General features: G+C 72.0%; 19 protein-coding genes and 1 pseudogene. 15 read left to right on the top strand and 5 right to left on the bottom strand.

Annotated elements, in window-relative coordinates; genetic code table 11:
- Positions 1 to 60: 60 nt before the first annotated feature.
- A complete protein-coding gene (locus V5E28_RS35000) occupies positions 61 to 270 on the top strand; it encodes a hypothetical protein (protein WP_336213432.1) in 210 nt (69 codons plus the stop codon).
- On the top strand, positions 267 to 1,211 hold the full coding sequence (locus V5E28_RS34995) for an ROK family protein (RefSeq protein WP_336213431.1): 945 nt from the start codon (positions 267 to 269) through the stop codon (positions 1,209 to 1,211). Before V5E28_RS35000 ends, V5E28_RS34995 begins: the two co-directional genes overlap by 4 nt.
- Before the next feature lie 54 nt (positions 1,212 to 1,265).
- Here the strand turns inward: V5E28_RS34995 and V5E28_RS34990 are convergent, their stop codons facing one another.
- Together V5E28_RS34990 and V5E28_RS34985 are read right to left on the bottom strand one after the other, a co-directional pair.
- Positions 1,266 to 1,556, bottom strand: coding sequence for a hypothetical protein (locus V5E28_RS34990; RefSeq protein WP_336213429.1), 291 nt, complete (start codon positions 1,554 to 1,556; stop codon positions 1,266 to 1,268).
- Positions 1,553 to 2,533 carry a helix-turn-helix transcriptional regulator gene (locus tag V5E28_RS34985; protein WP_336213428.1) on the bottom strand — a complete coding sequence of 327 codons (981 nt, stop codon included), beginning with the start codon at positions 2,531 to 2,533 and terminating at the stop codon, positions 1,553 to 1,555. The genes V5E28_RS34990 and V5E28_RS34985 overlap by 4 nt, the downstream gene beginning before the upstream one ends.
- A 61-nt stretch (positions 2,534 to 2,594) precedes the next feature.
- Here V5E28_RS34985 and V5E28_RS34980 point away from each other — a divergent pair, with 61 nt between their 5' ends.
- The 9 genes from V5E28_RS34980 to V5E28_RS34940 all read left to right on the top strand — a co-directional run bounded on the left by V5E28_RS34980 (position 2,595) and on the right by V5E28_RS34940 (position 14,239).
- A complete protein-coding gene (locus tag V5E28_RS34980; protein ID WP_336213427.1) occupies positions 2,595 to 3,722 on the top strand; it encodes an epoxide hydrolase family protein in 1,128 nt (375 codons plus the stop codon).
- A gap of 141 nt (positions 3,723 to 3,863) precedes the next feature.
- On the top strand, positions 3,864 to 5,174 hold the full coding sequence (locus V5E28_RS34975) for an MFS transporter (RefSeq protein WP_336213426.1): 1,311 nt from the start codon (positions 3,864 to 3,866) through the stop codon (positions 5,172 to 5,174).
- A 4-nt stretch (positions 5,175 to 5,178) separates the two neighbouring features.
- Positions 5,179 to 7,209, top strand: a complete 2,031-nt coding sequence (locus V5E28_RS34970) for a molybdopterin oxidoreductase family protein (protein WP_336213424.1) — start codon at positions 5,179 to 5,181, stop codon at positions 7,207 to 7,209.
- Complete coding sequence (locus tag V5E28_RS34965; protein WP_336213423.1) at positions 7,206 to 8,600, top strand: FAD-dependent oxidoreductase; 1,395 nt, start codon at positions 7,206 to 7,208, stop codon at positions 8,598 to 8,600. The genes V5E28_RS34970 and V5E28_RS34965 overlap by 4 nt, the downstream gene beginning before the upstream one ends.
- A complete protein-coding gene (gene nirB, locus V5E28_RS34960; RefSeq protein ID WP_336213421.1) occupies positions 8,597 to 11,026 on the top strand; it encodes a nitrite reductase large subunit NirB in 2,430 nt (809 codons plus the stop codon). Before V5E28_RS34965 ends, nirB begins: the two co-directional genes overlap by 4 nt.
- Complete coding sequence (gene nirD / locus V5E28_RS34955) at positions 11,023 to 11,349, top strand: nitrite reductase small subunit NirD (RefSeq protein ID WP_336213419.1); 327 nt, start codon at positions 11,023 to 11,025, stop codon at positions 11,347 to 11,349. Before nirB ends, nirD begins: the two co-directional genes overlap by 4 nt.
- A 54-nt stretch (positions 11,350 to 11,403) precedes the next feature.
- Positions 11,404 to 12,141: a class I SAM-dependent DNA methyltransferase gene (locus V5E28_RS34950; protein ID WP_336213417.1), complete on the top strand. Its 738-nt coding sequence runs from the start codon at positions 11,404 to 11,406 to the stop codon at positions 12,139 to 12,141.
- Positions 12,141 to 13,151, top strand: a complete 1,011-nt coding sequence (locus tag V5E28_RS34945) for an iron-containing redox enzyme family protein (protein ID WP_336213416.1) — start codon at positions 12,141 to 12,143, stop codon at positions 13,149 to 13,151. The genes V5E28_RS34950 and V5E28_RS34945 overlap by 1 nt, the downstream gene beginning before the upstream one ends.
- Positions 13,151 to 14,239 (top strand): glycosyltransferase, encoded by a 1,089-nt coding sequence (locus V5E28_RS34940; protein WP_336213414.1) that lies wholly within the window; start codon positions 13,151 to 13,153, stop codon positions 14,237 to 14,239. The genes V5E28_RS34945 and V5E28_RS34940 overlap by 1 nt, the downstream gene beginning before the upstream one ends.
- On the opposite strand, the pseudogene V5E28_RS34935 reads toward V5E28_RS34940, so the two are convergent.
- Positions 14,203 to 14,325: pseudogene (locus V5E28_RS34935) on the bottom strand (hypothetical protein); the annotation flags it as partial. The gene V5E28_RS34940 and the pseudogene V5E28_RS34935 sit on opposite strands and share 37 nt — an antisense overlap.
- A 393-nt stretch (positions 14,326 to 14,718) precedes the next feature.
- On the opposite strand from V5E28_RS34935, the gene V5E28_RS34930 reads away from it, so the two are divergent.
- Positions 14,719 to 15,300 carry a nuclear transport factor 2 family protein gene (locus V5E28_RS34930; protein WP_336213413.1) on the top strand — a complete coding sequence of 194 codons (582 nt, stop codon included), beginning with the start codon at positions 14,719 to 14,721 and terminating at the stop codon, positions 15,298 to 15,300.
- 71 nt (positions 15,301 to 15,371) lie between these two features.
- On the top strand, positions 15,372 to 16,007 hold the full coding sequence (locus V5E28_RS34925) for a class I SAM-dependent methyltransferase (protein ID WP_336213411.1): 636 nt from the start codon (positions 15,372 to 15,374) through the stop codon (positions 16,005 to 16,007).
- A gap of 2 nt (positions 16,008 to 16,009) precedes the next feature.
- Here V5E28_RS34925 and V5E28_RS34920 read toward each other — a convergent pair whose 3' ends face one another.
- Positions 16,010 to 16,246, bottom strand: coding sequence for a hypothetical protein (locus V5E28_RS34920; RefSeq protein WP_336213410.1), 237 nt, complete (start codon positions 16,244 to 16,246; stop codon positions 16,010 to 16,012).
- A gap of 123 nt (positions 16,247 to 16,369) precedes the next feature.
- Between V5E28_RS34920 and V5E28_RS34915 the strand changes: the two genes are divergently transcribed.
- Positions 16,370 to 17,131, top strand: a complete 762-nt coding sequence (locus tag V5E28_RS34915) for a hypothetical protein (protein ID WP_336213409.1) — start codon at positions 16,370 to 16,372, stop codon at positions 17,129 to 17,131.
- Between the two features lie 7 nt (positions 17,132 to 17,138).
- Here V5E28_RS34915 and V5E28_RS34910 read toward each other — a convergent pair whose 3' ends face one another.
- Positions 17,139 to 17,798 carry a FadR/GntR family transcriptional regulator gene (locus V5E28_RS34910; protein ID WP_336213408.1) on the bottom strand — a complete coding sequence of 220 codons (660 nt, stop codon included), beginning with the start codon at positions 17,796 to 17,798 and terminating at the stop codon, positions 17,139 to 17,141.
- Positions 17,799 to 17,920: 122 nt separating this feature from the next.
- Between V5E28_RS34910 and V5E28_RS34905 the strand changes: the two genes are divergently transcribed.
- On the top strand, positions 17,921 to 19,840 hold the full coding sequence (locus tag V5E28_RS34905; RefSeq protein ID WP_336213406.1) for a Xaa-Pro dipeptidyl-peptidase: 1,920 nt from the start codon (positions 17,921 to 17,923) through the stop codon (positions 19,838 to 19,840).
- Positions 19,841 to 19,843 lie beyond the last annotated feature (3 nt).

The following is a 19,843-nucleotide window of genomic DNA, read 5'->3' as shown; positions in this document are numbered from 1 at the left end:
CAATTGCAGCATATCTTCCCCTTTTTGGGGATAAATTGGACAAGGTTGGTGAGATTGGGCATGACATATACGGGCGCTCAGCCAGCCCCGTCCGTGCTGGACCGGATCGGTGGCGGGCTCGTCGTCTCCTGCCAGGCGCCCGAGGAGCATCCGCCGCGGGACTCCGGGGTCATCGCCGGGCTCGCCGAGCGCGCCGAACCCGGCGGCGCCGCGAGGCTCCCGATGACGGCTCCGGTGAGCATTTCCGGGCCGCCCGGGACGCGGAGATGAGCCGGACTCCGCTCGCCGTGGCCGTCGACATCGGCGGGACCAAGATCGCGGTCGGCCTGGTGGACGCTCAGGGGCGGCTGCACGAGCAGCGTCGGACGGCGACCCCCGCAGCCGAAGGCGGTCAGGCGATCATGGCGGCCGTGCTCGACTGTGCCCGCCCGCTCCTCGACCTCGGTGGCGACCGGGTACTGGCGTGCGGCGTCGCGACGGCGGGCGTGGTCGACGCGGCCGGCCGCATCGCCAGCGCCACCGACCTGCTGAGCGGCTGGGCGGGCACGGATGTGAAAGGCGCCGCCGAGCAGGGGCTCGGGCTGCCGGCGGTGGTCGTCAACGACTGCCACGCGGCAGGCACGGCCGAGGCCCGGACAGGCGCGGCGCGAGGTGCCCGGACGGCGCTCGTGGTGGCCGTCGGCACCGGGATCGGCGGCGCGCTCGTGTCCGGCGGGGTGACAGTGACGGGCCGTTCGGGAACGGCGGGCGCCATCGGGCACGTGCCCGCCCCGGGCGTCGCCGGGCGGAGGTGCTCCTGCGGGGCGGCCGGCCACGTCGAGGCGCACGCGTCGGGGCCGGCGATCGAGCGCTCGTACCAGGAGCTGACCGGGCAGGCGCTCGGGCTGAGGCGGATCGCATCGCTGGCCAGATCAGGAGATCCGCGGGCCTGCCAGGTGATCACCGGCGCGGCGACTCTGCTGGGACAGGTCCTCGGGGGTGCGGCCAACCTGCTGGACCCGGACGTGATCGTGATCGCGGGCGGCGTGTCCAGGCTCGGCTCGCTGCTGCTGGGCCCGGCACGGCGGGCCTTCCGCGCCGAGGCGCTTCCGGGGCCGCGCGGCATCCCGATCCGGGCCGCCGCCCTCGGGGAGCGGGCCGGCCTCGTGGGGGCGGGGCTGACCGCGCTGCACGCGCACGCGCGGGTGGGAGGCGCCCCGGTCGTCCGATGACGGCGCAGGCCGCGGGCCACGTCCCCCTGACGTGGCCCGCGGCCTGCACAGCTGTCAAACGCCGGCGCGGATCCGATCCGACCGGTGCTTGGACTCGCCCCGGAGCTCGTCCTGCAGGTCCTCCTCGCCGCGGTGGGTCTCCTCGATGCGGAGCGCTACCCCCATGCCGAAGAACGTGGGGGCCCACTGGCCGATGAAGATGCCCCACCGGTCGGCCCGGTCGATGCCCGCGGATTCGCGGTTCTTCGAGGCGAACCAGGTGGCGAAGGACAGACCGATCGAGCAGATTCCGGCCACGTACATGTGGTTTGACTTAATGCCCATCTTGTGGAGCGATTTGATCATGATTTCCCCCCTTGATGTGATGCAGTTACCCCAGGCTGTGGCCGGTAACCCCCGGCTCGGGCGGCGAGCGTGCGCAGCGCGTCGAGCAGCTCGGGCGGGCCGTCCACGTCGAAGTCCGCGTCCAGCATGAGGAGGTGCAGAGCCAGCCGCATGGGCGTGTCGCCACCCGCGTGCACCAGGCAGGTGTCGTCGTCCACGGGCTCGACGAGGACGGAGGCGGGCAGGCGGCCGGCGATGACGGCGGCGGGGGCGTGCACGGTCGCCGTGGCGCGATGCTGGGCCAGCGCGGTGTCGACCCCCCTGGGCACCACGTCGTCCGGCGGGCTCTCGCGAGGGGTGAAGCGGGGCCCCTGCGGCACTCGCGGGGTGATCCGGTCGACGCGGAAGGTGCGCCAGCCGGCGCGGTCGACGTCCCAGGCGACGAGATACCAGCGGCGTCCGGTGTGCACCAGCCGGTACGGCTCGGCGTCCCGGGCCGCGGCGGTGCCGTCGTGCGTGCGGTAGTCGAAGCGCAGCCGGGTGTGGTCGCGGCAGGCGGCGGCGATCAGGGTGAGCGTGTCGGCGGAGACCGACGGCCCGCCGGGGGAGAGGGACACGGTGTGGCCGTGCAGCGCCCGCACCCGGTGGCGCAGCCGGGCGGGCAGCACCTGTTCGAGCTTGGCCAGGGCGCGCAGTGAGGCCTCCTCGATGCCGTCGACCGTGCCGCCGGCCGCGGTGCGCAGGCCGACGGCGACCGCCACGGCCTCGTCGTCGTCGAGCAGCAGCGGCGGCAACTCGGCTCCCGAGCCCAGCCGGTAGCCGCCCGCGACGCCCGGCACGGCGTGCACCGGATAGCCGAGGTTGCGCAGCTTGTCGATGTCGTAGCGGACGGTGCGCGGGCTCACGGCAAGGCGGTCGGCCAGTTCGGCGCCCGTCCAGCCGGGCCGTGTCTGCAGCAGTGACAGCAGGCGCAGCAACCGTGCGGAGGTTTCCAGCATCTCCTCATTGTCCTGGCGATCTAGGCAAATAGCTTGCCACTATCGCTGAGACGGTTCTCCCATGAACGAAGAGATCAGGACCTTCCGTGTCGACATCCCCCAGGCCGACCTCGACGACCTGCGCGAACGGCTGGCCCGGACCCGCCTGCCCGTCCAGACGCCGGGCGCGGGCGTCGAGCGCGGCGTGCCGGCCGAGCAGCTGCGCGAGCTCGTCGACCACTGGGCCACCGGCTACGACTGGCGCGAGCACGAGGCGCGGCTCAACGCCCATCCGCAGTACGTCACCACGATCGACGGCCAGGACATCCACTTCCTGCACGTGCGCTCGCCCGAGCCCGGCGCCACCCCGCTGATCCTCACGCACGGCTGGCCCGGATCCGTCGTGGAGTTCCTCGACGTGATCGGCCCGCTCACCGACCCGCGGGCACACGGCGGCGACCCGGCCGACGCCTTCCACCTGGTCATCCCGTCACTGCCCGGCTACGGGTTCTCCGCCCCGCTCGCGAGCACCGGCTGGACGCTGCGCCGCGTCGCCCAGGCCTGGGCCACGCTGATGGCCAGGCTCGGCTACGAGCGCTACGGCGCGCAGGGCGGCGACTGGGGCTCCGGCGTGTCCATAGAGCTGGGCCTCGTCGACGCCGAGCACGTGATCGGCGTGCACGTGAACTACCTGATGACCTTCCCCTCGGGACAGCCGGGCGAGCTCGACGGGCTGAGCGACTCCGACCGGGCCAGGCTCGAAGGGCTGGAGCGGTTCACCGGCGAGCTGGGCGGATACATGGCCATCCAGTCGACGCGCCCGCACACGCTGGCGTTCGGGCTGGCGGACTCGCCGGCGGGGCAGCTCGCCTGGATCGCGGAGAAGTTCACCGAGTGGACCGAGGACGGCGTCGACCGCGACCGCCTGCTCACCAACGTCTCGCTCTACTGGCTGACGAACACGGCCGACTCGGCCGCGCAGCTCTACTGGGAGTTCTCCCACGCCTGGAGCATGCCCGAGCGCTCACCCACGCCGATGGGGGTGGCCGTGTTCGCCCACGACTACGTCCAGCCGGTCCGGGGGCTCGCCGAGCGCGCCAACAAGGTGGTTCACTGGTCGGAGTTCGCCTCCGGCGGCCACTTCCCCGCCATGGAGCAGCCCGAGCTGCTCGTCGCCGACGTCCGCTCGTTCTTCGGCGGCTTTCATTAACATCGTGTTTCCGCCGTGACGCATGTGTATTGCGTGTTGCGCGGGTGAGTTACATGTAACGAACGCACAGCGACGGATCGTCAGTGTGCGTAACGCCGGCTTCCTACGTTCGAGTCCTCGCCACCGAGCGTAGGAGGAACGATGGCGCGCTGGATCGCCGAGTGGCATCCCGACGACGCGGCCTTCTGGCAGAGCACGGGCCGGAAGGTCGCGCGGCGCAACCTGATCTTTTCGATCATGGCCGAGCATCTCGGATTCACCGTCTGGACGCTGTGGAGCATCGTGGCCGCCCAGATGGGCGCCTACGACTTCTCCACCGACCAGCTCTTCTGGCTGGTCGCACTGCCCAACCTGATCGGGTCGGTGCTGCGGGTGCCGTATACCTTCGGCCCAGCCAGGTTCGGCGGGCGCAACTTCACCGTGGTCAGCGCGCTCCTCCTGATCATCCCGGCGGTCCTGCTCGGGGTCGCGGTGAGCGACCCCGGCACGCCGTACTGGACGTTCCTGGTGATCGCGGCCCTGGCCGGGGTCGGCGGCGGCAACTTCGCCTCCAGCATGGCCAACATCACCTACTTCTACCCCCGCGACAAGCAGGGCGTGGCGCTCGGCCTGAACGCGGCAGGCGGCAACATCGGCGTCAGCTCGGTGCAGTTCGTCATGCCGCTGGTGATCGGCGCGTTCGGGCTCGCCGCGGCGGGCTGGTTCTGGCTGCCGTTCATCGTCGTCGCCGCAGCCTGCGCCTGGTTCTTCATGGACAACCTGACCAGCGCCAAGGCCAGCCCGCGCGAGCAGCTCGCGGTGGCGGGCAAGGCGCAGACGTGGATCATGTCGTTCCTCTACGTGGGCACGTTCGGCTCGTTCATCGGCTACTCGACGGCCTTCCCGCTGCTGAGCAAGAGCCTGTTCCCCGGCTCGCCGTGGGCGGTGGTCGCGTTCGCCGGGCCGCTGGTCGGATCGCTGATCAGGCCGGTCGGCGGCTGGCTGGCCGACCGGCTCGGCGGCGCGCCGGTCACCCTGTGGAACTTCGCGGCCATGGGCGGCGGGGTGCTGCTCGTCTGGCTCGGCTCCGTCTCGGGCAACTTCTGGCTGTTCTTCCTGGCCTTCCAGGTGCTGTTCCTCACCGCGGGCATCGGCAACGGGTCCACGTACCGCATGATCCCGGCGATCTTCCAGGCCAAGGCGGTCGCCGAGCGCGGCAGCGACGAGGAGGCCCTGATGTACGGCAAGCGGCAGGCGTCGGCGGCCATCGGGATCATCTCCGCGGTCGGCGCGCTGGGCGGGTTCCTCATCAACCGGGCGTTCGGCATGTCGTTCGCGGCGTTCGGCAGCCCCAGCATCGCCTTCGCCACCTTCGGCGCCTTCTACGCGACCTGCTTCGTGGCCACCTGGTGGTGCTACACGCGCACCGTCGGCGTCTCGCGCGTGGCCAGCCTCGCCTACGCCCGGGTCTGATCTCGTGAACTCACCGGTCAAGACACACTGCCCCTACTGCGCGCTGCAGTGCGGGATGGCGATCGGCTCCGACGGGGTCGAGGTGACGATCACCCCGCGGACCGACATCCCGGCCAACTCGGCGGGCGCGCTCTGCCAGAAGGGCTGGACGGCGGGCGAGCTGCTGACCAACGGCGCGCGACTGACCAGCCCGCTCCTGCATGGGGAACCCGTGTCCTGGGAGGTGGCGCTCGACTACGTGGCGTCGCGGCTCGGCGGCATCAGGGACGAACACGGCCCCGACGCCGTGGCCGTGTTCGGCGGGGGCGGGCTCACCAACGAGAAGGCCTACCTGCTCGGCAAGCTCGCCAGGGTCGCCCTGCGCACCAGCCAGATCGACTACAACGGGCGCTTCTGCATGTCCTCGGCCGCCGCCGCGTCGATCCGGGCGTTCGGCATGGACCGCGGCATGCCGTTCCCGATCACCGATCTGGCCGGGGCCGACGTGGTCCTGCTGGCGGGCGGGAACCCCGCCGAGACGATGCCGCCGTTCGTCCGCCACCTGGACGGCGCCCGGCTGATCGTCATCGACCCGCGCCGCACCCCGACGGCCAAGCTGGCCTGGCTGCACCTGCGGCCCACGCCGGGCACCGACCTGGCGCTCGCGCTCGGCCTGCTGCACCTGGCCATCGCCGAAGAGCTGGTGGACGAGCCCTACGTCGAGGAGCGGACCACCGGCTTCGACGCCGTGCGCACCTCGCTCGCCTCCTGGTGGCCCGAGCGGGTCGAGCGGATCACCGGCGTGCCGGTGCAGCGCATGCGCGAGGCCGTGCGCGCCCTCGCCGCGGCCCGCAGCGCGTACGTCCTGACCGGCAGGGGGGCCGAGCAGCACGCCAAGGGCACCGACACCGTGACCGCGTTCGTCAACCTGGCCCTGGCGCTGGGCCTGCCCGGCAGGCAGGGCTCCGGCTACGGCTGTCTCACCGGGCAGGGCAACGGCCAGGGCGGCAGGGAGCACGGTCAGAAGGCCGACCAGCTCCCCGGCTACCGCAAGATCGACGACCCGGCGGCGCGGGAGCACGTCGCGGCCGTCTGGGGCGTGCTCCCCGAGGACCTCCCGGGGCCCGGCCGCTCGGCCTACGAGCTGCTCGACGCGCTCGGCACGCCGGACGGGCCGCGCGCCATGCTGGTGTTCGGCTCCAACCCGGTCGTGTCCGCGCCCAGATCGGCCCACGTCGCCGACCGGATCCGGGCGCTGGACCTGCTGGTGGTCTGCGACGTGGTGCTGTCGGAGACGGCGGCGCTGGCCGACGTGGTGCTCCCGGTCACGCAGTGGGCCGAGGAGACCGGCACGATGACGAACCTCGAAGGCCGCGTCCTGCTGCGCCGCCAGGCCGTCGAACCGCCGCCCGGCGTCAGGAGCGACCTGGAGGTGATCGCCGAGCTGGCGCGCCGGTTCGGCCACGACTTCGCCGACGAACCCGGCAAGGTGTTCGAGGAGCTGCGCCGGGCCAGCGCGGGCGGCCCGGCCGACTACTCGGGCATCACCTACGAGCGGATCGCCGGCGAGACCGGCGTGTTCTGGCCCTGCCCCGAGCCTGAGCACCCCGGCACGCCGCGGCCGTTCCTCGACTCCTTCGCCACCCCCGACGGCCGCGCCAGGTTCGTGCCCGTCGAGCACCGGCCCCCGGCGGAGGACATCGACGAGGACTACCCCGTCTACCTGACGACGGGCCGCGTGCTGGCGCACTACCAGAGCGGCGCGCAGACCCGCAGGATCGCCTCCCTCACCAGTGCCGCGCCGGAACCGTACGTGGAGCTCCACCCCGATCTGGCCGAGCGGCTGGAGATCGAGGCGGGAGACCAGGTGCTGGTGACGAGCAGGCGCGGCGAGGGCCGGGGCGTGGCCAGGATCAGCGACGCGATCAGGAGCGACACCGTGTTCATGCCCTTTCACTGGGAGGGGGCGAACCGCCTCACCAACCCGGCGCTCGACCCCACCTCCCGGATGCCCGAGTTCAAGGTCTGCGCCGTCAGAGTGGAGCGGGTCGCATGAGGCTCGTCGTCGTGGGCAACGGGATGGCCGGGTCACGGCTGGTCAGCGAGGTCCGGGCGCGTGACCCGCGCATCACGATCACCGTGTTCGGCGCCGAGGAGGGCCACCCGTACAACCGGGTGCTGCTGTCGAACGTGCTCGCCGGCAAGGCCAGACCCGAACAGCTGCGGCTGCACGAGCTGTCCTGGTACGGCACCCACCGGGTGGAGGCGGCGCTGGGCAGCGCTGTCGCCTGGATCGACAGGGAGTCCCGCGCCGTGCACACCGCCGACGGCCGGCGCGAGCCGTACGACCTGCTCGTCCTGGCCACCGGCAGCGAGGCGATCGTGCCCCGCCTCCCCGGCGTCGAGCGGGCCATCCCGTTCCGCACGCTCGACGACTGCGACCGCATCCTCAAGGCCGCCGCGCACAGCCGCCGGGCGGTGGTCGTCGGCGGCGGGCTGCTCGGCATCGAGGCCGCCCGCGGGCTGGCCGGCCGCGGCCTGCCGGTCACGCTGCTGCACCTGGCCGACCACCTGATGGAGCGCCAGCTCGACCCGGAGGCCGGGCTGGTGCTGGGCGAGACCCTCACCGGGCTGGGCGTGGACATCCGCACCGGAGTGGTCGCCGAGGCGGTCGAGGAGGAGGGCGTGCGGCTGGCCGGCGGCGAGCTGGTCGAGGGCGACCTGGTCGTGCTCGCCTGCGGCGTCCGCCCGCTGACCGGCCTGGCCGCCGAAGCGGGTCTGGAGGTACGGCGCGGCGTCGTCGTCGACGACGAGTTGCGCACCGACGACCCGTCGATCTTCGCCATCGGCGAGTGCGCCGAGCACGACGGCAACGTCTACGGCCTGGTCGCCCCCGCCTGGGAACAGGCCGCCGTGGCCGCCGACGTGATCACCGGAGGCAAGGCCCGCTACCGCGGCTCGCGGCTGGTGACCAGGCTCAAGGCCAGCAGCGTCGAGCTGGCCGCGATGGGCGAGACCCAGCTCACCGAAGAGCACGCCGAGGTGGTGCGCTTCAGCCACCGCGCCAGGGGCACCTACCGCAAGCTCGTCATCCGCGACGGCCGCCTGGTCGGCGCGATCCTGCTGGGCGACAGCGACGCCGTCGGCACGCTCACCCAGCTCTTCGACCGCGGCGGCCCGGTGCCGGGGGACCGGGCCGGGCTGCTGTTCCCCGGCGTGTCGGCGGCGCCGGTCGCCGAGAGCCCCGTGCTGATGCCGGACGCGGCCAAGGTCTGCCAGTGCAACAACGTGACCAAGGGTCAGATCCGCGCCTGCTGGGAGGCGGGCGCCAGGGACGTGGCCGGGGTGGCCGCCGCCACCAGGGCCACGACCGGCTGCGGCACCTGCCGCGACGCCGTGGAGGGGATCGTCGGCTGGTTGTGCGAACAGGAAGGGATCTCGGCATGAAGAAGATCGTCGTGGCCGGGTACGGCCCCGCCGCTCACCGGCTCGTGGAGGCCCTGCGGCAGCGGGGCTTCGACGGCCGGATCACGGTCATCGGGGAGGAGCCCCGCCCGGCCTACGACCGGGTGGCACTGACCTCCTACCTGTCCGGCGTCAGCGCGGAGGACCTCTCCTACCCGGCGCCGGACCAGGCGGTGATCAGGCTGAACAGCCGCGTCACCGGCATCGACAGGCGGGCCCGCCACGTCACCGTCGAAGGCGGGGCGGCCGAGCCGTATGACGTGCTGGTGCTGGCCACCGGGTCGGCGCCGTTCGTGCCGCCGGTGCCGGGCGCCGAGCACGCCTACGTCTACCGCACCATCGACGACCTCGACGCGATCAGGATGGCCGCCAAGGAGGCGACCGACGGCGTCGTCGTCGGCGGCGGGCTGCTCGGCCTGGAGGCGGCCGACGCGCTGCGCGCGCTCGGCCTGCGCACCCACATCGTCGAGATGAGCCCGTGGCTGATGCCCCGCCAGGTGGACGAGGGCGGCGGGTCCGTGCTGAAGGCCCACATCGAGCAGCTCGGCCTCAGCGTGCACGCCGGCGCGGGCGTCCAGGAGATCGTCACCGACACCAGGGGCCGGGTCGCCGGACTGCGCAAGCCCGACGGCACGCTCATCGACGCCCAGGTCGTCGTCTTCTCCGCCGGCATCAGGCCGCGCGACGAGCTGGCCAGGGCGAGCGGGCTGGACGTGGGCGAGCGCGGCGGCATCGTGGTGGACTCCGCGATGCGCACCTCCGACCCGGACATCTACGCCATCGGCGAGTGCGCCCTCGCGGGCGGGATGGTGTACGGGCTGGTCGGGCCCTGCTTCACCATGGCGGAGGTGGCGGCCGACCGGATCATGGGCGGCGGGGCCGGCTTCGACGGCGCCGACCTGTCCACCAAGCTGAAGCTGCTCGGCGTCGAGGTGGCCCAGTTCGGCGCCATGTCGGGCGCGCTCGACGTCACCTACATGGACCCGGTCGCGGGCGTCTACAAGAGGTTGTTCATCAGCGACGACGCCCAGACGCTGCTCGGCGGCATCTGCGTCGGCGACGCCTCGCCGTACACCTCGCTGCGCTCCTTCGTCGGCAAGCCGCTGCCCGCTTCCCCGTCCGACCTGCTGTTCACCGGCGGCGGCGCTCAGCTGGACCTGCCCGAGGACGCGCAGGTGTGCTCCTGCAACAACGTCAGCGCCGGCGCGGTGCGCCATGCGATCGCGGACCAGGGCTGCACCGACGTGCCCGGCCTCAAGGCGTGCACCCGGGCTGGCACCACCTGCGGGAGCTGCGTGCCGATGCTCAAGCAGCTGCTTGAGAAGTCGGGCGTCGAGGTCAGCAAGAACCTGTGCGAGCACTTCGCCCACTCCAGGGCCGAGCTGTTCGACATCGTCCGGGTGCGCGGCATCGCCACGTTCTCCGAGCTCATCACGGAGCACGGCCAGGGCAGGGGCTGCGACATCTGCAAGCCCGCCGTCGCCTCCATCCTCGCCTCCCTGCACAACGGCCACGTGCTGGAGGGCGAGCGGGCCGCGCTGCAGGACACCAACGACCGCTTCCTGGCCAACATCCAGAAGAACGGCACGTACTCCGTCGTCCCGCGCATCCCCGGCGGCGAGATCACGCCGGACAAGCTCATCGTCATCGGCGAGGTGGCCCGCGACTTCGGCCTCTACACCAAGATCACAGGCGGGCAGCGGATCGACCTGTTCGGCGCCCGGGTCGAGCAGCTCCCGGAGATCTGGCGGCGGCTCGTGGAGGCCGGGTTCGAGTCCGGCCACGCCTACGGCAAGGCGCTGCGCACCGTGAAGTCGTGCGTCGGCTCCACCTGGTGCCGGTACGGCGTCCAGGACTCCGTGGGCCTGGCGATCGAGCTGGAGCTGCGCTACCGGGGGCTGCGCTCGCCGCACAAGCTCAAGTCGGCCGTGTCGGGCTGCGCCCGCGAGTGCGCCGAGGCCAGGTCGAAGGACTTCGGCATCATCGCCACCGAGCAGGGCTGGAACCTGTACGTCGGCGGCAACGGCGGCTTCAAGCCCCGCCACGCCGACCTGCTGGCCGGCGACCTGACCACCGACGAGCTGATCAGGACCATCGACCGCTTCCTGATGTTCTACATCCGCACGGCCGACCGGCTGCAACGCACCGCCGCCTGGGTGGAGTCGCTCGACGGCGGGCTCGACTACCTGCGCTCGGTGATCATCGACGACTCGCTCGGCATCTGCGCCGACCTGGACGCGCACATGGACCGGCACGTCGCCACCTACGTCGACGAATGGCGAGCAACTCTGGAGGATCCGGACAAGCTCGGCAGGTTCGTCAGCTTCGTCAACGCGCCGGGCGTGCCCGACCCGTCGATCGTCTTCGCGACCGAGCGGGACCAGATCAAGCCGGTGGTGCTGCGATGAGCTGGGTGGACGTCTGCGGCTATCAGGCTCTGGAGCCCGAGCGGGGCGTGTGCGCCCTCGTCGACGGCCGGCAGGTGGCGCTGTTCCGCACCCATGACGGCGCGGTGCACGCGCTGGGCAACCTCGACCCGTTCAGCGGGGCCTACGTGCTGTCGCGCGGCATCGTCGGCAGCAGGAAGGGCGAGCCGACCGTCGCCTCGCCCCTGCACAAGCAGGTGTTCTCGCTGGTCACCGGGCACTGCCTGGACGAGCCGGAGGTCGCCGTGCCGGTCTATCCGGTCCGCCTGGACGGCGATCTCGTGCAGGTAGCGGTGCGCGTTTAGCCGACCCGCCCCCGGGCATTCACCTGCTGAAACCGGGGGGTACGGGGGAGGTGCATGGTGCCTGCGTTCGACGCCTCCGCCTACGGGCGTGGCATCGCTGACATCTACGACACGACTGTCCGGGACCTGCCGACGGAGCAGACCGTCGCACGGCTGTACGAGCTGGCCGAGGGCGGCCCGGTGCTGGAGCTCGGGATCGGCACGGGCCGGCTGGCCCTGCCTCTGGCGGCGCGCGGCCTCCGGGTGGAGGGGATCGACGGCTCGGCTGACATGGTCGAGGTGCTGCGCGCCAAGCCGGGTGGCGAGCACATCCGGGTGACCATCGGCGACTTCTCCACCACCAGGGTCGAGGGCGAATTCGGCCTGGTGGTGCTGTCCACCAACACGATCTACGCGCTGCCGTCGCAGGACGCCCAGGTGGAGTGCTTCCGCAACGCCGCCGCGCACCTGCGCCCCGGCGGGCGGTTCGTGGTCGAGGCGTGGGTGCCCGACCTGGCCGCCTTCAGCCGCGGCAGCGCGCTGCGGCTGCTGTCCATGACCGAGGAGGTCGTCGTCGCGGAGGCGGCCCGGCTGTCGCCCGCCGAGCAGCTCATGCACACCACCCGGGTGCGGCTGAGCGCCGAAGGGGTGCGCATGCTGCCCGCCAACCACCGCTACGCCTGGCCGGCCGAGCTGGACCTGATGGCCAGACTGGCCGGGATGGAGCGCGAGCACCGCTGGTCTGACTGGGCCGGAAGCCCGTTCGGCGACGACAGCCGCGCACACGTGTCGGTCTACCGCTGGAGTGCCTGATGCGCCTGCCCGCCGCCCGTGGCCCGATCACCGCCGAGCTCTTCTCCCGGCTCGCCGGCCCGCCCGGAGAGATCGGCCCGCTGCCCGCCTGCCCCGCCGGCACGTCCCTGGACGACGACGACCTGCAGCTCGCCCTGTTCGCCTGCTACGAGCTGCACTACCAGGGCTTCGACGAGGTCGACGACCGCTGGGAGTGGGAGCCGTCGCTGCTGCGGGCGCGGGCCGTGCTGGAGCGCCATGTCGAGCGGGCGCTGGCCCAGATGGTGCCGCGGCCCGCGCCGGTGGCGCCCGAGCATGTGCGGCGAGCGCTGACCGCGCTGGCCGTCGCCGACGAGGGGCCGCCGGTGTCGCAGTTCCTCCAGCGCACGGCCGGTCTGGAGCAGTTCCGCGAGTTCGTCACGCACCGGTCCGTCTATCACCTGAAGGAGGCCGACCCGCACACGTGGGCGATCCCCCGGCTGCACGGCGGGCCCAAGGCCGCGCTCGTGGAGATCCAGGCCGACGAGTACGGCGGCGGCCGGCGCGAGCGGATGCACTCCGAGCTGTTCCGCACCACCATGCGCGGACTCGGCCTCGACGACACCTATGGCGCCTATCTCGGCCGCGTGCCCGGCGTCACGCTGGCGATCTCCACCGCGATGTCGCTGTTCGGCCTGCACAGGCGGCTGCGCGGCGCGCTGGTCGGCCACCTGGCCGCGCTGGAGATGACCTCATCGCTGCCCAACCGCCGCTACGCCGCCGGTCTGCGACGGCTCGGCGGCGGCGACGCCGCCGCCCGCTTCTTCGAGGAGCACGTGCAGGCCGACGCCGTGCACGAGCAGGTCGCCGCCAACGACCTGTGCGGCGGCTTCGCGGCCGCCTTCCCGTCGCTCACCGCGGACATCCTGTACGGCGCGGCCTGCGCGCTGACGCTGGAGCGGCTCTGGGGCGAGCACGTCATGGACTGCTGGGAGCGCGACGCCACCTCGCTGGCGCAGCCGGAGCCGGTGGACCTGGTCGCGGGCCGGTGATGGATCTCGACTACGTGCTGCCGCTGCGCTGGGACGGCGACGCGGGGCTCGCGGAGCTGACCGCCTATCTGCGGTGGCTGTCCCGTCGGGCGCACGTGATCGTCGTCGACGGGAGTCCCGGCGAGCTGTTCGACCGCCACGCCCGCCACTGGCGCGGCCTGGTCACGCACGCGCGCCCCGACGGGGATCTGCGCTCGGTCAACGGCAAGGTCGCCGGCGTCACCACCGGCCTCCGGCTGGCCCGCGCGGACCGTGTGGTGATCGCCGACGACGACGTCCGCTACGACGAGCGCGGCCTGGCCGGGATGCACGGGCTGCTGGCCGAGGCCGACCTGGTGCGGCCCCAGAACTACTTCGACCCGCTGCCCTGGCACGCCCGCTGGGACACCGCCCGCACGCTGCTCAACCGGGCCCTCGGCGCCGACTACCCCGGCACGTTCGGCGTCCGCAGGCCCTTCTTCCTGCGGATGGGCGGTTACGACGGCGACGTGCTGTTCGAGAACCTGGAGCTGATCCGCACCGTGCGGGCTCGCGGCGGGCGGGTCGTCAGCGCGCCCGGCCTGTTCGTGCGCCGGCTGCCGTGCGAGGTGGGCCGGTTCTGGTCGCAGCGGGTCCGGCAGGCCTACGACGACCTGGCGCAGCCGGCCCGGATGGGGCTGTTCCTGTCGGTGCTTCCCGCGGTGGCCGGCGCGCTGCTGCGCCGCCGCTACGGGGCGGTGGCGGCGGGCGCGGGGCTGGCCTCGGCCATGACCGTGATCGTGGCCGAGGCGGGGCGGCGCAGGGCGGGAGGCCGGGCGGTCTTTCCCGCCACCGGGTCACTGTTCGCCCCGGTCTGGGTCCTGGAGCGGGCGGTCTGCAGCTGGCTGGCCCTGGGGGCCGCGTGCGCCGGGGGCGTGCCGTACGCGGGGCGCCGGGTGCGGCGGGCCGCCCACTCGACGCGCTGGCTGCGCCGTCACTCGTCGGGCTCGCTGGACGCCCGGAATCCGACCACCTTGTGCGAGCCGTCGCAGAACGGCTTGGCTGAGGACCGGCCGCAACGGCACAGCGCCACGGTCGCCCGGCCGGGCGCGATCCGCTTCCCGTCCTGAGTCAGCAGCTCGAACGGCCCCCTGAGAAGCAGCGGGCCGTCCTCGCAAGGCGTCACCGTGACCGGATCATCCCTTTTGTGTGACATTCGTCCCATCTGCCCCATGGGCAGCGGCAGAAACTCAGAGACGGCGGGCCGTCTCCACGGGCGCGTACACGTGAGCGCTGGGGTGGGCCGCTGGAAGGACACAACGCCGTCCGGAGTCGATGGTGTCGCAGCGCACTGCGTCGTCGCGCTGCGGCAGGGGTTCGGGGGGCGTGCTTAGGATCGCCTCATTTTGCGGCACTGGACGGACGGTATCTGCGGCGCGCCGGGAGAGCGTCTCGAAGACGCAACGATCCGACCTCTGAACGATCTCACCAAATCCAGTGAACTGTTACCGTGAGTAATAGCCGCCCCCGTGCCGGACCAGGTAAAGGCCCTGTGCGAAGTGGATAAAGAGGGCATTCGCCCTTGATCAGGGCGGGAATCAAAGCGGTCATGAGCATGATTTTCCTGCGCAGGGGCTTCCTGCTGGCCGCGATCGTTCCGGCCCTACTCACCGCCGGCTGTGCTGCGGGCGGTAACGGACAAGCGATGAAGGGGGCGGCCAGTCCCGCCTCGCCGACGTCGGACATGGAAACGGGCATGGAGACCGACATGCAGACCGACATGCAGACCGACATGGAGTCTCCGACCGACACCGCGAGCCCGTCACCTGGCGACACCTCCACCGGCGGCGCCGGCCAGGGATCGCCGCGCGGCGTCATCGAGAAGTTCTACACCGCCCTGGCCGCCGGCAACGCCGACCAGGCCGTGCAGGCCTTCACCTCCGACGCGGTGGTCGCCGTGGAAGGTGAGGCGACCGCGGAGGGCACGCAGGCGCTGAAGACCCTCTTCCAGGGCCAGGAGGACCAGGCCGCGGGGACGCCCACCATCGACGAGACGACGACCATGGGCAAGGCGGCCTTCGTCCGCGCCACGGCCGGGCAGGGCGGTGACCAGACCAGAGCGTTCTTCCTGCTCACCAAGGACAACGGTGACTGGAAGATCGACCGCTTCATGAGCAACAGCCCCTCCTGACACCGCACGGCGACCGCGCCCGGCACCTCTGCCGGGCGCGGTCCTGGCGTCCGCGACCTAGTCTGAGTCCCATGCAGGATCTGTCGCAGTTTCAGGATCCCCGTTTCGCCCGCATGTACGAGCGGATGACCGCCCGGGCCGACCCTGCCACGACGGACCTGCGGATTCGCCTGCTCGCCGGGCTCCGCGGCCGGGTCCTGGAGGTGGGCGCCGGCAACGGGCTCAACTTCCCGCACTATCCCGCCGGGGTGACCGAGGTCGTGGCCGTCGAGCCGGAGCACCTGCTGCGTGCCGCGGCCGAGCGGGCCGCCGCCACCGCCCCGGTCCCCGTCGTGGTCGTGCCGGGACACGCCGGCTCGCTGCCGTTCGACGCGGACTCGTTCGACGCGGTCGTGCTGTCGCTCGTGCTCTGCTCGGTGCCGGACCAGCGCGTGACGCTCGCGGAGGTGCGGCGGGTGCTCCGGTCCGGCGGCGAGCTGCGATTCTTCGAGCACGTCCGCTCTCCCAGCCCGGTGCGGGGGCTCCTGCAGGACCTGATCACGCCGCTGTGGCGGCGGCTGGCCGGCGGTTGCCGGCCCAACCGCGAGACGGCTGCGGCGATCGAGGCCGGCGGGCTGGTGGTGGAGGAGCACCAACGCTTCGTCCACCACCTGCCCGGCAGCCCCAGGCTCACCCACATCCTGGGGCGCGCCCGCAACCCCGCGTGACCTCAGGTGCCCTCGGGCATGCGGGGTGAGATGCGTCCCTGATCCACCAGTGACAGGTAGGCGGCGAAGGCGCCGTGGATCCACATCTCCGCCTGTGCCGTGGTGAGGGTGATCTCCTCGCTCTCGTGCGAGATGATCACGTAACCGTCCAGAGGCGCGCGCCGCCACGCGAGCAGCATGCCCTCGTACACGAGGACGTCGAGCATCCCGGTCAGATATTCGCGTCCGGTGGCGAACACCGCGCGAGCCTCCTCGCCTCTGGCCGGATCCCTGCCTACCCCCCAATTGTGCGTCAGCCGGGATGGCGGCGCGGTGCGGAACCTGAGCCGGTCGGCCGGTGTATCCAGGGCTGGAGGTGTGACATGAGGAGATTCATGGTCATCCTGGCCGCCGTCGCCGCGCTCGCCGTGGGAGGGCTGCCCGCATCGGCGTCCGGCGGATGGGCGGTGACGTATCTCGACCCGGCGCCGGGCAAGTTCGCCCCCGGCGCCTCGTACACGATCGGATTCTGGGTGCTCCAGCACGGGACCCATCCGTTCGAGGGCGACCTCGGCAGGACGGGGCTCACGCTGACCGGCGCCGACGGGACGCAGGTGACCTACAACGGCACCCCGTTGCCCGAGGCCGGGCACTACGCCACCGCCGTCAACCTGCCGAAGGGGACGTACGAGATCGAGGCCGTCCAGGGCATGTTCCAGCCGTACGAGGTGGGCACGCTCACCGTGCCCGGCGATATCAAGATCAACCCGGTGCCGCCGGAGATGGTGGGCCGCTTGGCGGACGCGAACAAGGACTACTGGGGGGCGATCCGGCCGCCGGGATTCCCCGCGGGCAAGGGCGGGCCCGAGGCGCCCGCCCAGGTCTCCGCCGAGGTCTCCGCCCCGGCCACCGCGCCCCTCGCCCCGGTGGAGGCCGCCGAGCGGCCGGCCGCGAGCGCGGAGGCGGGCGGGTTCCCGATGTACGCGCTGCTGCTCGCCGCCGTCGGCGGGGCGCTGCTCGCCCTGGCCGCCGTGCGGCTGCCGCGTCTCAGGCGTGAGCCGGACCCCCCCGCGGACGAGCCCGAGGACCTGTCTCCGGACGGCTCGCGGGACGGCAAGGCCGACACCATCGTCATCAACGGCTGACAGGCCCTCAGAGATCGCGTTCGTGCTTGTCCAGGATGCCGACCGACACCGCCACCGCGCCGGCGGCGTCTCCGTCCTCGATCGCCTGGAGCAGGTCGTGGTGTGAGCTGTCCGGCTCCAGCGCGGCCTGCTCCATGCTGCGCACGCTGTCGCGCAGCGCCTCGCCCATGCTCCGGTAGAGGTCGCTGAGCAGCGGGTTGTGGGCGGCGTCCGCCACCTTCAGGTGGAAGGCCACGTCGGCGTCCGCGAAGCCGTCCAGGTCGCCGGCCCGCGCGGCTGCGTCCCTGAGCTCCAGCGCCGCGCGCATCCCGGCCAGGTCGTCGGCGCGGCGCCTGGCGGCGGCCAGCCGGGCGGCGACCAGGTCGAGCCCGCGCCGCACGTCGATGATGTCCATGGCCGCCGCCGTGTCGAGCCGCCTGCGCCAGGCGACCTGTGACTCCTCGGTGGCCGTCACGTAGGTGCCGTCGCCCTGCCGGGTGCTCAGCAGCCCGACGTGCGCCAGCACGCGCAGCGCCTCGCGCACCGACAGCCTGCTCATGCCCAGCGTCTGCGCCAGCTTGACCTCTGACGGCAACTTGGTGCCCACCGGCCACGCACCACTGGTGATCTGGTCGCGTAGCTGCTGGATGGCGGCGTCCACGAGGGAGGTCCGCGCCACGTTCCGCATGTGCCTCCTTCGAGTCGCCGTCCACCTCGGGACGCCGCCCCCGGCCACCGTGTACAGATCTTGTCAGGGTTCCGGGGTTCTGAGAGATTGCTCGTACTCTGCCACTGTCACGGAGGTCACGCGTGCCACAATTACGCCCGGCCCTCATCGCCGCCGCCCTCATCCTGGGCACGGCGACTCCCGCTGTCGCGGAAGCCGGACCCGCGATCACCGTCGAGAACGGCCGTACGCAGCCGGTCTTCTCCTACGCGGACGCCGTCCGCGAGCACGTGTACGTCGAGTCGAGCGTCGACAGCGACGCCGACGGCCGGCTCGACCGGGTGCGCGTCGACATCATCAGGCCCAAGGAGTCCGGTCCGGACCTCAGGGTGCCGGTGGTCATCGACGAGAGCCCCTACTACGACAACTCGGGGCGCGGCAACGAGGGGGAGCGGAAGGTCTACGACGCCGCTGACAATGTCACGAAGTTCCCCCTGTACTACGACAACTACTTCGTGCCGCGCGGCTACGCCGTACTGAACGTCGACATGCTCGGCACCACGCGCTCCGACGGCTGCCCCGACATCGGCGGCAAGGCGGACGTACTCGGCGGCAAGGCCGTCATCGACTGGCTGAACGGCCGGGCCAAGGCCTACCGGGCGGACGGCAGCCCCGCGGTGGCCGACTGGACCACCGGCAAGTCCGCGATGATCGGCAAGTCGTACGACGGCACCCTGGCCAACGCGGTGGCCGCCACCGGCGTGCGGGGCCTTGAGACCATCGTGCCCATCTCGGCGATCAGCTCCTGGTACAAGTACCAGCGCTCCAACGGCGTGATCTACAACTACGACTACGCCTCCTGGCTGGCCAACTACGTCGACACCGACCCCGAGGCCAAGTGCCAGGCGGTCCGGGACCGGATGGACGCCGAGGACGGTGACGACACCGGCGACTACAACGCCTTCTGGGCCGAGCGCGACTACATCGACGGCCTGCTCGGCGACGTCTCCAAGGTCAGGGCGAGCGTCTTCGTCGTGCACACCAGCAACGACCTGAACGTCAAGCCGGACAACTTCTCCACCTGGTGGCAGGCGCTGGCCAAGCGGAACGTGCCGCGCAAGATCTGGGTCGGCCAGTATCAGCACGTCGACCCGTTCGACTTCGAGGGCCGCAGAGGCATCTGGGTCGACCAGTTGCACGGGTGGTTCGACTACTGGCTGCACGGCGTGCGCAACGACATCACCCGCCAGCCGCGCGCCGACGTGCAGGTCGGCCCCACGCAGTGGATCACGCAGCGTGACTGGCCGGCCCCGCTCGCAGCCAAGCTGGCGCTGCGCCCGGCCGGCGACGGCACCCTCGGGTTGCGGCCCGACAGGAACGCGACCGCGACGTTCACCGATGTGGCCATGACGGAGTCCGACATGGTGTCCGACGTGGGCACGGCCAAGCCGGGCCGGGTCGCGTTCACCACGGGCGCGCTCCCGCTGAGCCTGCGCCTGTCCGGCACGCCCACCGCCGACCTGCGGGTCAAGCTGGACAAGCCCACCTCCAACCTGACCGCGCTGCTCGTCGACTTCGGCGACGACACCCGCCTCGACTGGCGGCGCGGCCAGGGCATCACCACGCTCGCCGAGGAGGACTGCCACGGCGAGAGCACCGCGGCCGACGACGGCTGCTATCGGAAGGTCGTCACCAACGTGGTGAACCGGCCGCTGGAGATCGTCGCCCGCGGCTGGATCGACGTGCAGAACCGCGACTCGCTGAGCAGGCCCTCGCCGCTGCCCGTGGGCAGGTACGGCAAGGTCAAGTGGGAGACGCTGCCTCATGACTACACCTTCAAGAAGGGCCACCGGATCGGTCTGGTGATCGCGGGCACCGACGCGACCTACAGCTCCGAGGCCGGCACCGCGGCGAACGTCACGGTGGACCTGTCCAAGAGCAGCGTGGTCCTGCCGTTCGTGCTCGGGACGCCGATCCAGGACGTGCCGAAGGACGGCGCGAGGTTCCTGGGTCCGCAGGAGCTGAACCTGCCGGAGCCGGAGCCGGGGTTCTCGTTCTTCTAGGAG

It is taken from the genome of Nonomuraea sp. LPB2021202275-12-8 (assembly GCF_037044575.1).
Lineage (GTDB): Bacteria > Actinomycetota > Actinomycetes > Streptosporangiales > Streptosporangiaceae > Nonomuraea.
This window is presented reverse-complemented; position numbering and strand designations above follow the sequence as displayed.

Excerpts from the sequence above, each read along its gene's own strand:
- V5E28_RS35000 (WP_336213432.1), top strand. The coding sequence starts at position 61 with ATGACATATACGGGCGCTCAGCCAGCCCCGTCCGTGCTGGACCGGATC.
- V5E28_RS34995 (WP_336213431.1), top strand. The coding sequence starts at position 267 with ATGAGCCGGACTCCGCTCGCCGTGGCCGTCGACATCGGCGGGACCAAG.
- V5E28_RS34990 (WP_336213429.1), bottom strand. The coding sequence starts at position 1,556 with ATGATCAAATCGCTCCACAAGATGGGCATTAAGTCAAACCACATGTAC.
- V5E28_RS34985 (WP_336213428.1), bottom strand. The coding sequence starts at position 2,533 with ATGCTGGAAACCTCCGCACGGTTGCTGCGCCTGCTGTCACTGCTGCAG.
- V5E28_RS34980 (WP_336213427.1), top strand. The coding sequence starts at position 2,595 with ATGAACGAAGAGATCAGGACCTTCCGTGTCGACATCCCCCAGGCCGAC.
- V5E28_RS34975 (WP_336213426.1), top strand. The coding sequence starts at position 3,864 with ATGGCGCGCTGGATCGCCGAGTGGCATCCCGACGACGCGGCCTTCTGG.
- V5E28_RS34965 (WP_336213423.1), top strand. The coding sequence starts at position 7,206 with ATGAGGCTCGTCGTCGTGGGCAACGGGATGGCCGGGTCACGGCTGGTC.
- nirB (WP_336213421.1), top strand. The coding sequence starts at position 8,597 with ATGAAGAAGATCGTCGTGGCCGGGTACGGCCCCGCCGCTCACCGGCTC.
- nirD (WP_336213419.1), top strand. The coding sequence starts at position 11,023 with ATGAGCTGGGTGGACGTCTGCGGCTATCAGGCTCTGGAGCCCGAGCGG.
- V5E28_RS34950 (WP_336213417.1), top strand. The coding sequence starts at position 11,404 with ATGGTGCCTGCGTTCGACGCCTCCGCCTACGGGCGTGGCATCGCTGAC.
- V5E28_RS34945 (WP_336213416.1), top strand. The coding sequence starts at position 12,141 with ATGCGCCTGCCCGCCGCCCGTGGCCCGATCACCGCCGAGCTCTTCTCC.
- V5E28_RS34940 (WP_336213414.1), top strand. The coding sequence starts at position 13,151 with ATGGATCTCGACTACGTGCTGCCGCTGCGCTGGGACGGCGACGCGGGG.
- V5E28_RS34930 (WP_336213413.1), top strand. The coding sequence starts at position 14,719 with ATGAGCATGATTTTCCTGCGCAGGGGCTTCCTGCTGGCCGCGATCGTT.
- V5E28_RS34925 (WP_336213411.1), top strand. The coding sequence starts at position 15,372 with ATGCAGGATCTGTCGCAGTTTCAGGATCCCCGTTTCGCCCGCATGTAC.
- V5E28_RS34915 (WP_336213409.1), top strand. The coding sequence starts at position 16,370 with ATGAGGAGATTCATGGTCATCCTGGCCGCCGTCGCCGCGCTCGCCGTG.
- V5E28_RS34910 (WP_336213408.1), bottom strand. The coding sequence starts at position 17,798 with ATGCGGAACGTGGCGCGGACCTCCCTCGTGGACGCCGCCATCCAGCAG.